Consider the following 13,501-nt stretch of genomic DNA (forward strand, 5'->3'; position numbering starts at 1 on the left):
CGGAAAGGTCGAACGTGACGGCAGTGGCGGCGCTGGCCAGGTACGCGCCTCGGTACAAGGTGGAGATCGGCGAGCCGGAAGGCTCCGAGTGGCTGCGGGTGGACCGCATTCTCGAGCCGGGCAGTCCCGAGCTCACCGAGCTGCTCAAACGCGACGACGAGGCCAGTTCGCACCGCTCGGCCCACGCCAACGCGCTCAGTCTGATGTCGTTCTACGCCGGTCGTGCGCCGGCGACCGCGCTGTTGCTGTGGGCGTTGGAAGGCCGAGTACTCGACATCCGCCCGGAAAACCTCTGGGTCCGCCCGCACGACGGACACGGAATCGCGGCCGTCGCGATCCGTTCCGCGGGTTTCCTCCCCGGCGGCCTGAAAACGTTGTACGACGTCGTCCTGCGGAAACACCTGCTGCCACTTTCCGAGGAGTTGCACCGTCGGACCCGGGCCGGGCTCCGGCAGGTGTACGGCGGCGTCGCGGCGGGCTGTGCGATGGGATTCTGCGCTGCCACGCGGGAGGAGGTCACCGTGGAGCCGGCGTTCCTGCTGGAGCGGTGGCGGACCTTCGCGGCGAACGCGCCAGGTGGACTGGCCCGACTCGGGGACGTCGAGATCGCGGCAGAGAAACTCGTCTACCTGCGGAAAACCTGCTGTCTCTATTACACGAGCGAGGTCGGCGACGGCACTCTGTGCGGGTCCTGCTGCCTCACTCCTCGTGACGAGCGTCTCACCGCCTACGAGGGTGGGCGCCCGATCCTCACGGTGTGAGGGCGCTCGTGGGAACAGCAAAAGGCCGCTTCGGATGATCCGAAGCGGCCCTTGCGAAGACGACCTGAGGTCAGCGGGTCTCGCGGTGGTCGGTGTGGTCGTTGCACCGGTGGCAGTACTTCTTCAGCTCAAGACGATCCGGGTCGTTGCGCCGGTTCTTCTTGGTGATGTAGTTCCGCTCCTTGCACACCGTGCACGCCAGCGTGATCTTCGGGCGAATGTCGGTCGACTTGGCCACAGCTACCTCTTCATGTCATGAGTACGCAACTTGGGTGATCGCACTCTCGAAATACTGATTCGGTAGCGGGGGCGGGAGTCGAACCCGCGACACCACGATTATGAGCCGTGTGCTCTAACCACCTGAGCTACCCCGCCGGGTGAGTCAGGCATCCCACCCGAAGATGGGATGCCACACTCTGAGCCCCTTTACGGAATCGAACCGTAGACCTTCTCCTTACCATGGAGACGCTCTGCCGACTGAGCTAAAGGGGCGGGCCGAGGAGAGAGATTACACGGTCTCCCGGCCCGATGTGAAATCGGGTCAGGAGCGCCTTGCAGGCCCCTCAGTCCGTCCCGGAAAGCATACCGGCTCCACGGAGTGCTCCTGACCAATTTTCCGAACCGGTGTCGAGAACGGTCCGGCGGCTTCGTCATCAGGACAAGACCTACGAGAGGAGAGCCGATGTCCGAGACAGCGATGCCCCCGGTGGTGCCGCCCGCAGAGTGGGCGCAGGCCCGCGCCGAGCTGCTGGCCGCCGAGAAAGAGGCCACCCGCGCCCTCGACCGGATCGCGGCCCAGCGCCGGCGGCTGCCGATGGTGCGGTTCGACGAGTACACGTTCACTTCGACCGCCGGCCCGGTGACGCTGCGGGAGCTGTTCGGCGACCACCGCCAGCTCGCGCTGTACCAGTTCATGAACGCCGGCCCGGACGCGTTCTGCCCCGGCTGCACGTACTTCACCAAGAACGTCGCCAACCTCCCCGGCCTGGCGCGCAACGACATCGCCTGGGCCACCGTGTCCGACATGCCGATCGACCAGATGGCCGGCTACTGGAAGGAAATGAGCTGGGAACACATCCCGTTCGCCTCCTCCGCGGGTACGACGTTTTCCGCGGACTGCGGCGCGGGCGGCGGATTCCTGCTCAACCTGTTCCTCCGCGACGGCGACACCGTCTACCGCACCTACTCCACCGGGCAGCGCGGGGTCGACCGGCTGCTGTTCAGCACCAGCGTCTCCGACCTCGCGCCGTACGGCCGCCAGGAGGACTGGGAGGACTCCCCCGAAGGCTGGCCGCAGGAGCCGACGTACGGCTAGGCCCAGACACGACTCGGGTACGAAGACCGCAGTACCGGCATCACCTCTGTGACGAAGGTCTCAACGGACTCCCGGTTCTCATCCACCGGGAGTCCAGCGACCGCTAGGGAAATCCCGGACAGCTCGTGCCGGAACGTTTCCCTTTGCCGATGATGTGTCCAGCCGCCCACCGGACAGCTGGTCCAGCGTCGCCTAGCCTTCCGCCCACTGCGCCTGCCTGACGACGTCCTGGAACCGCTCCGCCGGCGTGAGCTGCACCCCGCTGATCGGGTCCGGGGAGTTGTCGATCAGCGTGAAGGTGCAGAACTTCATCGGAGTTTCTTCTCGCCCGCGGTGACCGGCAGGGCCAGGCGGTTTCCGGAAACTGGTGCCGGACACGTTCCGTACGCCGTGAACGCGAACGGCAGGTTGATCGTCCGGTTGAAGTCGATCAGCACCGAGCCGTCCCGCTGCACCGGTCCGGTCGTCAGCGTCCGCCACGGCGCTGTCTCCTCGCCGTTCGTCCTGTCGTGGAACGACACGTTCAGCCGGTTGTCCCCCGCAGCGGTCGCAACCAGCTCGTACGCCGTACCGCCCAGCGCCACGTGCACGGTCCCGACAGCGGTCACATGCTGCCGCAGGTCATCCCGCGCCGTCGAAACCTCCAACCGCTGCGCCTTCGGAAACGGGCTGAAGTACCCCGTCACCACCCAACCGTCATCGAGCGGGTACGCCGGTACGCCGCGGAACTGCTGCCTCGTGACAGCGCGCGGATCCCGCTGCCTGACGGCGTACCGTCCACCGCGCAACACCAGCTCCGCCAAACGGTCGCCGTACAGCAGCCAGCTCAGTGAACCGGCTTCCGGAACGCTGGCCGAAATCGTTCCCCGGACTGGCTCCCCGCCGAGCGTCAGGTCGCCGGCTGCCGTCACATGGGCCTGCTGGTCGGCCCACCAGGTGCCTGGCAGGCCGTCGATCGTGCCCGGTTCCACCGGGAGCCAGTCGAACGCCACGATGGACAGCCAGCCGTAGTCGGTGTCCAGGTCGCGTTCGCGCGCCGCGTGCCAGGTGTGCCAGTCCTGCTCGAGGTCGGAGATGACGGTCATGACGCTTTCCTCTGTTCGCGGTGCGCCACCTCGGAGCGCACCAGCGGGATGACGTACCGGCCGAAGTCGATCGCGTCGTCGTAGATGTCGTACCCGCGGGCGGAGAAGATCCGGACGCCGAGGTCGTAGTAGTCGAGCAACGCGGCGGCCACGGTTTCCGGCGTTCCGACCAGTGCCGTGGAGTTTCCGCCACCACCGGTCAGGCCGGTCGGCGCCGTCCAGAGCGCGCGATCATGCCGCTCACCGGCCGCGACCGCCTTCAGCAACCGCTGCGATCCGGCGTTTTCCGGCGTCTTCGACCGGAGCCGGGTGCTCAACGGAACGCCGCCGGCCTGCGCGTTCTTGATCCGGCCGAGAACGTTTTCCGCCTTCTCCCAGGCCAACTCCGCGGTCGGCGCGATGATCGGCCGGAAAGCGATCTGGATCGCCGGCCGGTCGGCGCGTCCGGCACGGGCGGCCTCCGCGTCGATGGTGGCCAGCTGGTCCCGGGTCCCGGACAGCGGTTCGCCCCAGAGCGCGAAGATGTCCGCCTCGGCCGCGCCAACGGCGTACGCCGCCGCGGACGAGCCACCGAACGAGATCCGCGGTCGCGGTTGCTGCAACGGCTTGATGTCCGCGAGGAACTGCTCGAAGCGGTAGTGCTCACCCGCGAAGTCGAACCGCTCGTCCGAGGTCCAGGCCTGCTTGAGGATCTGGATGAACTCGCGGGTCCGCCCGTATCGGTCGTCCTTGGCCAGGAAGTCGCCCTCTGCGGCCTGGTCCGCGGTCGACCCGCCGGTGATCACGTGCACCTCGAACCGGCCGCCGCTGATGTGGTCCAGGGTCGCGAAGGTCTTCGCGGTCAGCGTCGGGTAGGCGACGTTCGGCCGGTGCGCGACCACCAGGTTGATCCGGTCGGTCCGGCCGGCGACGTACGCCGCGACCTGGGCCGGGTCGGGCGAGCCGGAATGGTAGGCGAACAGGATCCGGTCCCACCCGTTGTCCTCGTGGGCGCGGGCGAGCTTGGCCGTGTACTCCAGGTCCAGCGGACCGCCGGTGCGCGGCCTGACCTCGCTGGCCGGATTCGTCCCGGCGATGCCGAGGAACTCAACTGGCATGGCGTTCTTCCTTCCGTACGGTGGGTGCGAGCAGCGTGAGCAGGTCGCGGGCGACGGCGTCGTTCTGCCGGAAGCCGGGACCGTTGAAGTGCGGCCGGGAGAAACCCGACGATCCGGCCGATCCGGAAACCGACGGACCGAGCAGAAACAACGCGGAATGGACCGTTCCGTCGGCGCGGATCGCGCGGGACCGGGAGTCTGCCTTGAGCTGACCGCCGCCGAGACTCGTGCCGTCAGCGGCGAACAACTCGTCGGCGGCCAGCGCGCCGGAGTCCAGCAGTCCGCGAAGCAGCGGATCCGTCGTCGCGAGTACGTCGGGCCTCGGCAACCGCGCCTCGACGAACGCCCGGGCCCGGACCTCGCCTGCCACGCCGGGACTCCGGGCCACGAACTGATCGTTGTCGATGGCAACTTCCAGGTCGGGCCCGGCGAACCGTACGATGCCGGCCCGGTGCAACGCGAGCAGTTCCTCGAGCCGTCGCGGCGGCGGCCCGCTGGCCACGAACGAGAAAAACCCGTGCCACTCGGACTCCACCCGCCGGACCCGGTCCTCGTCGGACAGCTGCCCGTCGGTGATCGCCCGCGACAGCACGCTGTAGATACTCAGCAGCGCGTTGAACACCGCCAGATCGGCCGAGTACGCCGGATCCGCGCGCCGCAGCAGGTCCTTCTCGATCAGCTCGGTCAGAAAACGTTCGAACTGATTCCGTTCCGGAAACAACTTTCCGGCCAGCGGCCGGTCCACCTCGTGCCGGACGAATCGGTCGTCGGGATCCGGAACGGCGGCGGAAACCGCGGAATCCCACTCCGCCGGCTCCCAACGGTCCAGCACCGCAGCGAAGTCGGCCCAGGACCACCGGGTGCGTTCCGGATGTGCGGTGAACAGTTGCCGGTAGTGGGCGTGCGCCAACTCCTTCTCGATCAACGGCAGCACATCGCGATCGAAGTCGAGCAGGCCGCCGCCCAACGCCTCCTTGGTGAGATAGCGCGTGGGCACCGGCTTGGTACCGGCCACGGTGTAGCCGAGTTTCGCGTGGTACGGGACGCCGCGGCGCGAACCGACGTACAGGATCGGTTCGTCGCCGGAAGGGTGGTACGTGAGCAGTCCGCCGCATTCGTCGTACCAGCCGCCACGGCCTTCGGTGAGCAGCACCATGAGGTCGACGAACGCCTGCCCGAATCCCCGGACGATGACCGGTGCGTTCGGCCACAACCCGTCCAGGTCGACGTCGGCGGTGTAGCCCGGCGGGATGTACGTCAGCCCCGCGTCCGCGGCCTGTGCGGCCCAGGCCGATTCCGATGCCGTCGGCAACCGATCCAGGTACCCGAGCGCGAGGACCACCGCGTCGGCCGCGATCTCCCGGCCGGACGCGAGGATCACCCGCTGATCCGGCGTCAGCGCGACCGCCCGTTCCCGATGGGTCGTGACGGTCGCGGGGAGATCGCGGACGACGCGCTCCCACACCCACGCCAGGTACTCCGCCTGCACCAGACGCGGTGGGAAGTCCATCGGCCCGGGCGGTTCGAGCCCGGCCCGCTCGAGGATCACCGCGCCCTCACCGGCGACCCAGGTCGCGAGATCCGGACCCGGCGTGATCGGCCCGGCGCACTCGACCGACTCGTCGGTGAAGATCGTGATGTCCGAGGTCATCGAGTTCATCCACAGCAGCCGCGACTGCTCCCGCCGCCAGATCCGCCCGCCACCCGCCGGAAACGGATCCACCACGTGGATGTGCACTTCTCGCCCGTCGAGAAGCTCCGGCGCACTCGCCGCGAACCGTTCGAGCAGCCCGACGGTCCGCGGACCCCCGCCGACGAACACGATGGACGCCGTCCCATCCCCGGTCACAGAGCGGGCGGACCCGTCGCGGTGCCGAGCGTGCGAACCGGCAGCCTCAGGGGATATCCGCTGCAGCGGCACGCACCGGATTTCGCTCGCCCGTGAGTCCGTCATCCGCGCAGCCCGAGGTGGTCGCGGAGCGTCGTACCGGAATACTCGGAACGGAAAACGCCGCGCTCGCGGAGCAAGGGGACGACCCGGTCGACGAAGTCGTCGAGTCCGCCGGGAGTCAGGTGCGGAACGAGGACGAAACCGTCGGCGGCGTCCTCCTGGACGTGCCGGCTGACCGCCTCGGAAACTGTTTCCGGCGAGCCGACGAAGGTCTGGCGGTTCTGCTGGTTGATGACGGTCTGCCGCAGCGACCAGCCGTGCAGCTCCGCCTGCGCCCGCCATTCCGCAACGATCGGAAACGGATCGTTGTAGCCGACCCGCCCCTGCGTCACCGACGAACCGACCACCGGGTCCTCGGCCGGCAGCGGCCCGTCCGGGTCATACGCCGACAGGTCGCGACCCCACAGCAACTCGGCCAGCACCAAGGCGGTCGGCCCCGACACCTGCTGCTCCCGGATGTACGCCGCTTTCTCGATCGCGTCCGCATCGGTGTCCGCGACGACGACCGTCACCGCGGGCATGATCTTCAGCGAGTCCTCGGCCCGCCCGTACTTCGCGAGTCGCGACTTCACGTCCTTGTAGAAGGTCTTCCCGGCCTCGAACGTCCCGTGCCGGCTGAAGATCACGTCCGCACTCGAGGCCGCGAACTCCCGGCCCTGATCGCTGTCACCGGCCTGGATGATCACCGGCCGGCCCTGCGGTGATGGCGGCAGCCCGAACCGTCCGCGGATCGTGAAGTGGTCGCCCTCGTCCGCGAAGGCCCCAGCGCCCTCGCGGGCGAAAACGCTCGCCGCCTGGTCGAGGACGAGGTCGTCGGCGGTCCAGGAATCCCAGAGTTTCCGGACGATCCGGAGCGATTCCTGCGCGCGGACGTAGCGGTCGGACTTGTCGAGGTATCCGCCGCGGCGGAAGTTCTCGCCGGTGAACGCGTCCCAGGAGGTGACGACGTTCCAGGCCGCGCGGCCGCCGGAGAGATGGTCGAGGGTGGACAGGCGCTTGGCCAGTTCGTACGGCTCGTTGAAGGTCGAGTTCACGGTGGCGGCCAGACCGAGGTGAGTGGTGACCGCCGCGAGGGCGCTGAGCACGGTCAACGACTCCGGGCGGCCGACGACGTCGAGGTCGTGGATCCTGCCTTTGACCTCCCGCAACCGCAGGCCTTCGGCGAGGAAGAAGAAATCGAACGTTCCGCGTTCCGCGGTTTCAGCGAGTTTCCGGAACGATCCGAAATCGATCTGCGACCCGGCGGCCGGGTCGGACCAGACGGTCGTGTTGTTCACGCCGGGGAAGTGCGCCGCGAGGTGGATCTGCTTCGTCATCGCGGACTCCCCGCGTACCGGTTCCGCATCCGCCGCAGTCCGAGCCGGCCGCGGAAACTTCCCGCCCGTTCCGGCGGCCCGACCAGTCCGCGTTTCCGCAACGCCGGCAACAACTCGTCCGCGATCAAGGGAACATCGAGCTCCAACGACCCCGGCCGAAGATGCACCCCGTCAACCCCCGCCGCGATCCACCCCTCGATCGCCCGCACCACCCGCTCCACCCCATCCCGATGCAACTCCACCCGCACAGAAGCCAGCACCACCGGCCCACCCGACCCCCGCCCAGCCGCATCACCGCGCGCGGCCGCATCACCCCGCTGAGCCTTGCCACCCCGCTCAGCCACCTCGTCCCGCCGAGCCGCGTCCGCCGACACCGTCACACTCCGGCCCCCATCCCCCGCCGTCAGCGCCACACTCCGCCGCCCACCCGCTAGACCCGCGACCGCTCCACCCTCGGTCGCTCCGGCCTCGCGACGCGGTCCCGTCCCCGATGCCCCGCCCGCGCCACGCGGCGCTTCGCGTGCGCCCCGGTGTTCGCCGCGCAACGCCCGTACCTGGGTTGGGAGGGCGTCCGATGCCGGCAGTAGCACCAGCTCGGCGTCCGCGGCGGCCTCCAGCGCCTCTGGCGTGCTCACGCGAATCGCAGTCACCGGATGCCCCTGCGGAGGCCGGGGCACGATCGACGGCCCCTTGACCGCGAACGTCGGGGACTCGAAGTCCACGTAATGCAGCTTGTCCCGATCGATGTACCGCCCCGTCAACGAGTCCCGAATGATCGCGTCGTCCTCCCACGAATCCCACAGCCGCCGGCTGACATCAACGACGTACCGCGCCTCGCGCCACGTTTCCGCCGCAGGTGCCGGCTCGCGACGACCAATCACCGCCGCAGCCTCAGCAGAAGAGGAAACATCAGCCACCCACCCGCCACGCCCGGCCGAGACGTGGTCGAGCGTCGCAACCGACGCCTGCACGTGGAACGGCTCCGTGTGCGTGACGGTGATCGTCGGCAGCAACCCGATCCGCCGCGTCACCGGCGCAACCCGAGCCGCCAGCCCAAGCGCATCCAGCCGAACACTCACCTGCCCAGGTACGTCGTCCGGCGCCTCCAACGCATCCACGAACGTCGCGAAGTCGACGCCGGCCGCCTCAGCCCGCTGCACCGCCCGTACGGCGAGTTCCCCGGTGAGCACCGCCCGCGGATCAACCTCGGACCCCCGCCACGCCGCGGAGTCACCACCGGCACCATCGATCTCGACTCCGATGATCATGACGCCACCCGGAAAGCCACCGGAATCTCTTTCCGGAACGGCAACGGACCAATCGTTTCCGGATCCACCTCGGTGTCGAACTGCGGCAGGAACCCGGCCGCCAGATACAACCCCGCCGCCTCCGGCTGCCGCGGACCCGTCGTCAGATACAACTGTCGATACCCAAGATCAGCAGCCGCCGCCTCGAGTTCCGCCAGTACCCGCCGCCCGAGCCCCTGCCGCCGATGCAGCTGCGACGTCCACATCCGCTTCACCTCCCCGGTCTCGTCGTTGTACCTCCGGATCGCGCCGCCGGCCACCGTGCGACCGCCGTACCGCAGCAGCACGAACGCCCCGCCCTGCTCGGCATGGAAATCCGACGGCGGTACTTCGGTGAGCTGCGTGTTCTCGTTGGTTCGCCCGTACCGCGTGCTGTACTCGACCACCAGATCCGCGAGCAGCGGCGCCGCCGCCGGATCCTCGGGACGCACACGGACCGCCTCCACCGCACCGATCGGCACCGGTACGCTCTCTTCCGCCGGCCCGCCCTCGACGGTCGCGAGGAACGCCTCGGTCACCTGATACAGCGGGACGGACGCCGCCGCATCGAGCAGGACCCCGCCCCCGTCGTACACCTGAATGTGCGACGACAGCACGAACCAGCCCTGTCCGATCGCTCCCGCCCCGAGACTGGTCAGCACCGGCCGCAGCGCGTAGTCGATCACCAGCACATGCGCCGGCGTCCCGCCTGTTGCCAACGGCAACACAGCCTTGCCCTTCAGCGCGTACTGCGGCAGCAGATCCAGGAACACCTTCAACAACCCGGAGTACGCCGCTTTGTAGACCGGTGTCGTGACGACAACGGCATCCGCGGTTTCCAGCACCGTGGCCGCGGCGGCGATCGCGGGATGATCGGCCTGCCCGTGCAGCAACGGCTCGGCCGGGAGGTCCCGCAGCACGATCGGGGCCACGGTGTGGCCGTGGCTGATCAGACGCTTGGTGACATATTCGAGGACCGCGTCCGTGCGGGACGGAACGGACGGACTGCTGGAGATCGTTGCGATGATCGCCATGGAGCTCTCCTATTTCTTGGGAAGGCCGGGCGGGTTGACCAACGACTTCGGGACGGCCTCGCCTTGCAGGCCCCACTTGGCGAGGACCTTCGCGTAACTGCCGTCGGCGATCGCGGCGTTCAGCGCGTCGGCGAGCGGCTTGGCCAGGCCGTTGCCCTTCTTCGTGGTGATCCCCACCAGCCCCTGCACCGGGTAACTGGACGAGACGGTGCCGACGATCTCGGTCTGGTGCTGGGTGGCGACGTGGTACGTCGCGTTCGGGTTCGGACCGAGATAGAGGTCGATCCGCCCGGACTGCAGCGTGAGATAGGTGTCCGCGGCCTGCTGGTAGTACTTCAGGTTCGCGGGTTTCCGGCCAGCTGCGACGTTCTGCTTGTTCCAGTCGACCAGGATCGCTTCCTGCAACGTTCCGGAACTGACCGCGACGGTCTTTCCGGAAATGTCCGCCGGTCCGCTGATCTTCAATCCCGAACCGAGCTTCGCCTCGAAGGCGTGCAGCCCGAGCCGGTACGTCGCGAAGTCGTACTTCTCCTTGCGCAGTTCGGAAACGCCGATGTTCGAGATTCCGACCTGGTACTTTCCGGAATCGAGTCCGAGGAACAAGTTTTCCCAGCTGGTCGTGTCGATCTCCGGCCGCAGCCCGAGCACACTCGCGACCAGGTAGGCGATGTCGATCTCGGTCCCGATCGGCGTCTTGTTGTCGTCGGCCGTGAACCCGAGCGGCGGCAGGCCACCGCCCGCGGACCCGTTCCCGATCACCAGCTTCCCGGATTCCCGCACCGCCGCCGGCAGTTCCGCCGCGATCGCGTCCACCTTCGCCGAGGTGATGTGCTGCTGCTTCGCCGAGGTGTCGAACGCGACCTGCGACGCGTCACCGCTCTTCGGGGGCGCACTGGTCTGCGGGTCGGCGCAGGCGGCCGCCGCCAGCAGAACCGCGCCGTACAGCAAGGTCCAACGTCTTCTCATCTGATGTCCTCAGCTCGTCAGCGGGAGGCCGGGTGGGTTGATCTCGGAGGTGGTGACGGCTTCGTTGCTCACGTTCCAGCGGGCCAGGACCTTGGCGTAGCTGCCGTCCGCGATCACGCCGTTGATCGCGGCCTGATACGCCTTGACCAGGCCGCTGTCCTTCTTCGTGGTGGCCGCGATCAGCCCCTGCAACGCCGGCCCGGCGCCGGAGAACTTGCCGATCGTCTCGGTCTCACCGGACGTCTTCACGTGGTAGGCGATCGACGGGTTCGGCCCGAGGTACGCGTCGATCCGGCCGGAGCTGAGCGCCAGGTACGTGTCGGTGTTCTTCTGGAAGTACTTGATGGTTGCTGCGGGCAACCCGGCCTTGATGTTCGCCTCGTTCCAGTCGACCAGAATCTTTTCCTGGTTCGTTCCGGAACCGACCGCGATCGTTTTCCCGGCGATGTCCTTGGCGCCGGCGACCCGCCAGCTGCCGCCCTTCTTCGCCTCGAACGCGATGTCGTCCTTGCGGTACGTCGCGAAGTCGTACTTCTGTTTCCGCTTCTCGGTGACCGTGATGTTCGAGAACCCGACGTCGTAGTTGGCCGAGTCGAGACCCACGAACAGGTTCTCCCAACTCGTCACCTCGATCTCCGGCCGCAGGCCGAGCGCCTGCGCGACCAGATAGGCGATGTCCACCTCGAGGCCGATCGGGGTCTTGTTGTCGTCGGCGTAGAAGCCGAGTGGCACGCTGCCGCTGCCGAAGCCGGCACCGACGACCAAGGTGCCGCGGTCGCGGACCTTGGCGGGCAGCAGCGCGGCGGCGGCCTCGTTCTTCGTCGTCGTCACGCGGTTCTGCTCCGCGGAGGTGTTCACGCCGGTGTCAGAGGCCGCAGTCGCCTGCGGTTCGGTGCCACAACCAGCCGTTCCGAGTACGAGCAGACCGGCCGCGGCGATGAGCAAGAGTCGTTTCATCAGTCAGAGAACCTTGGAGATGAAGGCGCGAGTGCGCTCGTGGACAGGGTTGTCGAGGACCGCGCGCGGTGGGCCGGACTCGACGATCCGGCCGCCGTCGATGAAGACCACGGTGTCGGCGATCTCCCGGGCGAAGCCGATCTCGTGGGTGACGACGACCATCGTGGCGCCGTCCCGCGCGAGTTCCTTGATCACGTCGAGGACCTCGCCGACGAGCTCCGGGTCGAGCGCGCTGGTCGGTTCGTCGAACAGCAGGACCTTCGGCTTCAGCGCCAGCGCGCGGGCGATGGCGACCCGCTGCTGCTGACCGCCGGAAAGTTTCCGCGGGTACACGTCGGCCTTGTCGCCGACCCCGACCCGCTCCAGCAACTCCCGCGCGTACGGCTCGACCTCGCTGCGTTTCCGGCGCTGTGCGGAAACCGGTGCCTCGACGACGTTCTGCAGCACAGTCAAGTGCCCGAACAGGTTGAACGTCTGGAACACGAACCCGACCTGCGACCGTTGCCGGAGGATCTCCGGTTCCCGCAGTTCGTGCAGCTTGTTCCCGCGCCGCTTGTACCCGATCAGCTCGCCGTCGATCCGGATCAGCCCGCGGTCCACCTTCTCCAGGTGGTTGATCGACCGCAGCAACGTCGACTTTCCCGATCCGGACGGTCCGAGGATCACGGTGACCGCGCCGGCCGGTACGTCGAGGTCGATCCCCTTCAGTACTTCGAGGTCGCCGAAGCTCTTGTGCACGCCCTGGATGTCGATCATCGCGTCGTCCCGCGGGCGAAGCGGCGTTCGACGTAGTACTGCACGATCGACAGCAGCGTGGTCAGCACGATGTACCAGACCGTCGCGACCATCAGCAGCGGAACGACGCGGCTGTTCCGGCCGTAGATCACCTGGACCTGGTAGAAGAGCTCAGGGATCGCCATCACCGAGACGATCGAGGTGCCCTTGAACAGGCTGATCACCTCGTTCGCGCCGTTCGGCAGGATCGACCGCATCGCCTGCGGCAGCACGATCCGGAAGAACTGGCGCGGTTTCGGAATCCCCAGTGCCGCGGCGGCCTCCAGCTGGCCGGCGTCGACGGAAATGATTCCGCCACGAATGATCTCCGCGGCGTACGCCGCCTGGTGCAGCGCGAGCCCCAGTACGGCGGCCCCCAGCGGACCGAACAGGTCGTTGGTACTGAAGTGCACGAACTCCGGACCGAACGGGATGCCGAGGCTGAGCTCCTGGTACAGGTACGCGATGTTGAACCAGAACAGCAACTGCAGGATCAACGGAATCGAGCGGAACGCCCAGATGTAGCCCCAGGCAACGACTTGGAGGAACGGGCTGCTGGACAATCGCATCGACGCCAGCACCGCACCGAGCACGAACCCGAGCACCGTGCCGTACGCCGTCAGCTGAATGGTCACCCAGAGTGCGGAAAACACTGTCCGGGTGGCGAAGAACTGGAAGAACGTCGGCCAGTCCCACCCCGGATTCGTGACGAGGCCGTGCACGAACATCGCGAGCAGGACCAGTACGACGCCGACGCCGACCCAGCGCCACGGATGCCGGCGGGCGACGACGGGGAGATCGGCTTCGAGAGGTATCGCGGTCGCCGGCGGACCGGTCGTACCGGACGCGGACGTGACTGACGTGGTGGACACGATGAGACTCCCTGGCGGTGGGCAGGCTTCGCGGGCCCTTCGGCGGAGGGCGGCAGGTGGCAGCGGACGTCCGGGAAGCGGACGCCG

13 protein-coding genes and 2 tRNA genes are annotated in these 13,501 nt (G+C 67.9%); 2 read left to right on the plus strand and 13 right to left on the minus strand.

Annotation, left to right across the window (positions count from 1 at the left end):
• Positions 1–14: 14 nt before the first annotated feature.
• The gene (locus AC0662_RS30795) at positions 15–761 is read left to right on the plus strand and encodes a hypothetical protein (RefSeq protein WP_452193753.1); all 747 of its coding nucleotides are present in this window, start codon (positions 15–17) and stop codon (positions 759–761) included.
• Positions 762–831: 70 nt separating this feature from the next.
• On the opposite strand, the gene rpmG is transcribed toward AC0662_RS30795, so the two are convergent.
• The 3 genes from rpmG to AC0662_RS30810 form a co-directional block, all read right to left on the minus strand.
• Positions 832–999: a 50S ribosomal protein L33 gene (gene rpmG / locus AC0662_RS30800; RefSeq protein WP_130384703.1), complete on the minus strand. Its 168-nt coding sequence runs from the start codon at positions 997–999 to the stop codon at positions 832–834.
• A gap of 63 nt (positions 1,000–1,062) precedes the next feature.
• A tRNA-Met gene (locus AC0662_RS30805) sits at positions 1,063–1,136 on the minus strand.
• Positions 1,137–1,180: 44 nt separating this feature from the next.
• Positions 1,181–1,253: transfer RNA gene (locus AC0662_RS30810), tRNA-Thr, on the minus strand.
• Positions 1,254–1,443: 190 nt separating this feature from the next.
• Between AC0662_RS30810 and AC0662_RS30815 the strand changes: the two genes are divergently transcribed.
• The gene (locus AC0662_RS30815; RefSeq protein WP_452193751.1) at positions 1,444–2,076 is read left to right on the plus strand and encodes a DUF899 family protein; all 633 of its coding nucleotides are present in this window, start codon (positions 1,444–1,446) and stop codon (positions 2,074–2,076) included.
• Between the two features lie 308 nt (positions 2,077–2,384).
• On the opposite strand, the gene AC0662_RS30820 is transcribed toward AC0662_RS30815, so the two are convergent.
• The 10 genes from AC0662_RS30820 to AC0662_RS30865 form a co-directional block, all read right to left on the minus strand.
• On the minus strand, positions 2,385–3,161 hold the full coding sequence (locus AC0662_RS30820; RefSeq protein ID WP_478305027.1) for a DUF1684 domain-containing protein: 777 nt from the start codon (positions 3,159–3,161) through the stop codon (positions 2,385–2,387).
• Positions 3,158–4,258, minus strand: coding sequence for an LLM class flavin-dependent oxidoreductase (locus AC0662_RS30825; protein ID WP_478305029.1), 1,101 nt, complete (start codon positions 4,256–4,258; stop codon positions 3,158–3,160). The genes AC0662_RS30820 and AC0662_RS30825 overlap by 4 nt, the downstream gene beginning before the upstream one ends.
• Positions 4,248–6,107, minus strand: coding sequence for an FAD/NAD(P)-binding protein (locus tag AC0662_RS30830; RefSeq protein ID WP_478305031.1), 1,860 nt, complete (start codon positions 6,105–6,107; stop codon positions 4,248–4,250). The genes AC0662_RS30825 and AC0662_RS30830 overlap by 11 nt, the downstream gene beginning before the upstream one ends.
• Before the next feature lie 101 nt (positions 6,108–6,208).
• Positions 6,209–7,525 (minus strand): NtaA/DmoA family FMN-dependent monooxygenase, encoded by a 1,317-nt coding sequence (locus AC0662_RS30835; protein ID WP_478305033.1) that lies wholly within the window; start codon positions 7,523–7,525, stop codon positions 6,209–6,211.
• A complete protein-coding gene (locus AC0662_RS30840) occupies positions 7,522–8,793 on the minus strand; it encodes an LLM class flavin-dependent oxidoreductase (RefSeq protein WP_478305034.1) in 1,272 nt (423 codons plus the stop codon). The genes AC0662_RS30835 and AC0662_RS30840 overlap by 4 nt, the downstream gene beginning before the upstream one ends.
• The gene (ssuE, locus tag AC0662_RS30845) at positions 8,790–9,845 is read right to left on the minus strand and encodes an NADPH-dependent FMN reductase (RefSeq protein ID WP_478305036.1); all 1,056 of its coding nucleotides are present in this window, start codon (positions 9,843–9,845) and stop codon (positions 8,790–8,792) included. Before ssuE ends, AC0662_RS30840 begins: the two co-directional genes overlap by 4 nt.
• A gap of 9 nt (positions 9,846–9,854) precedes the next feature.
• The gene (locus AC0662_RS30850; protein WP_478305038.1) at positions 9,855–10,811 is read right to left on the minus strand and encodes an ABC transporter substrate-binding protein; all 957 of its coding nucleotides are present in this window, start codon (positions 10,809–10,811) and stop codon (positions 9,855–9,857) included.
• A gap of 9 nt (positions 10,812–10,820) precedes the next feature.
• Entirely contained in the window at positions 10,821–11,768 is a 948-nt protein-coding gene (locus AC0662_RS30855; protein WP_478305040.1) for an ABC transporter substrate-binding protein, read from the minus strand.
• 3 nt (positions 11,769–11,771) lie between these two features.
• A complete protein-coding gene (locus tag AC0662_RS30860; RefSeq protein ID WP_478305042.1) occupies positions 11,772–12,524 on the minus strand; it encodes an amino acid ABC transporter ATP-binding protein in 753 nt (250 codons plus the stop codon).
• Positions 12,521–13,414: an amino acid ABC transporter permease gene (locus AC0662_RS30865; RefSeq protein WP_478305044.1), complete on the minus strand. Its 894-nt coding sequence runs from the start codon at positions 13,412–13,414 to the stop codon at positions 12,521–12,523. The genes AC0662_RS30860 and AC0662_RS30865 overlap by 4 nt, the downstream gene beginning before the upstream one ends.
• Positions 13,415–13,501 lie beyond the last annotated feature (87 nt).

It is taken from the genome of Kribbella sp. NPDC043289 (assembly GCF_056436705.1).

Coding starts and splice junctions, on each gene's coding strand:
- AC0662_RS30815 (WP_452193751.1), top strand. CDS start 1,444: ATGTCCGAGACAGCGATGCCCCCGGTGGTGCCGCCCGCAGAGTGGGCG.
- AC0662_RS30820 (WP_478305027.1), bottom strand. CDS start 3,161: ATGACCGTCATCTCCGACCTCGAGCAGGACTGGCACACCTGGCACGCG.
- AC0662_RS30825 (WP_478305029.1), bottom strand. CDS start 4,258: ATGCCAGTTGAGTTCCTCGGCATCGCCGGGACGAATCCGGCCAGCGAG.
- AC0662_RS30835 (WP_478305033.1), bottom strand. CDS start 7,525: ATGACGAAGCAGATCCACCTCGCGGCGCACTTCCCCGGCGTGAACAAC.
- AC0662_RS30840 (WP_478305034.1), bottom strand. CDS start 8,793: ATGATCATCGGAGTCGAGATCGATGGTGCCGGTGGTGACTCCGCGGCG.
- ssuE (WP_478305036.1), bottom strand. CDS start 9,845: ATGGCGATCATCGCAACGATCTCCAGCAGTCCGTCCGTTCCGTCCCGC.
- AC0662_RS30850 (WP_478305038.1), bottom strand. CDS start 10,811: ATGAGAAGACGTTGGACCTTGCTGTACGGCGCGGTTCTGCTGGCGGCG.
- AC0662_RS30855 (WP_478305040.1), bottom strand. CDS start 11,768: ATGAAACGACTCTTGCTCATCGCCGCGGCCGGTCTGCTCGTACTCGGA.
- AC0662_RS30860 (WP_478305042.1), bottom strand. CDS start 12,524: ATGATCGACATCCAGGGCGTGCACAAGAGCTTCGGCGACCTCGAAGTA.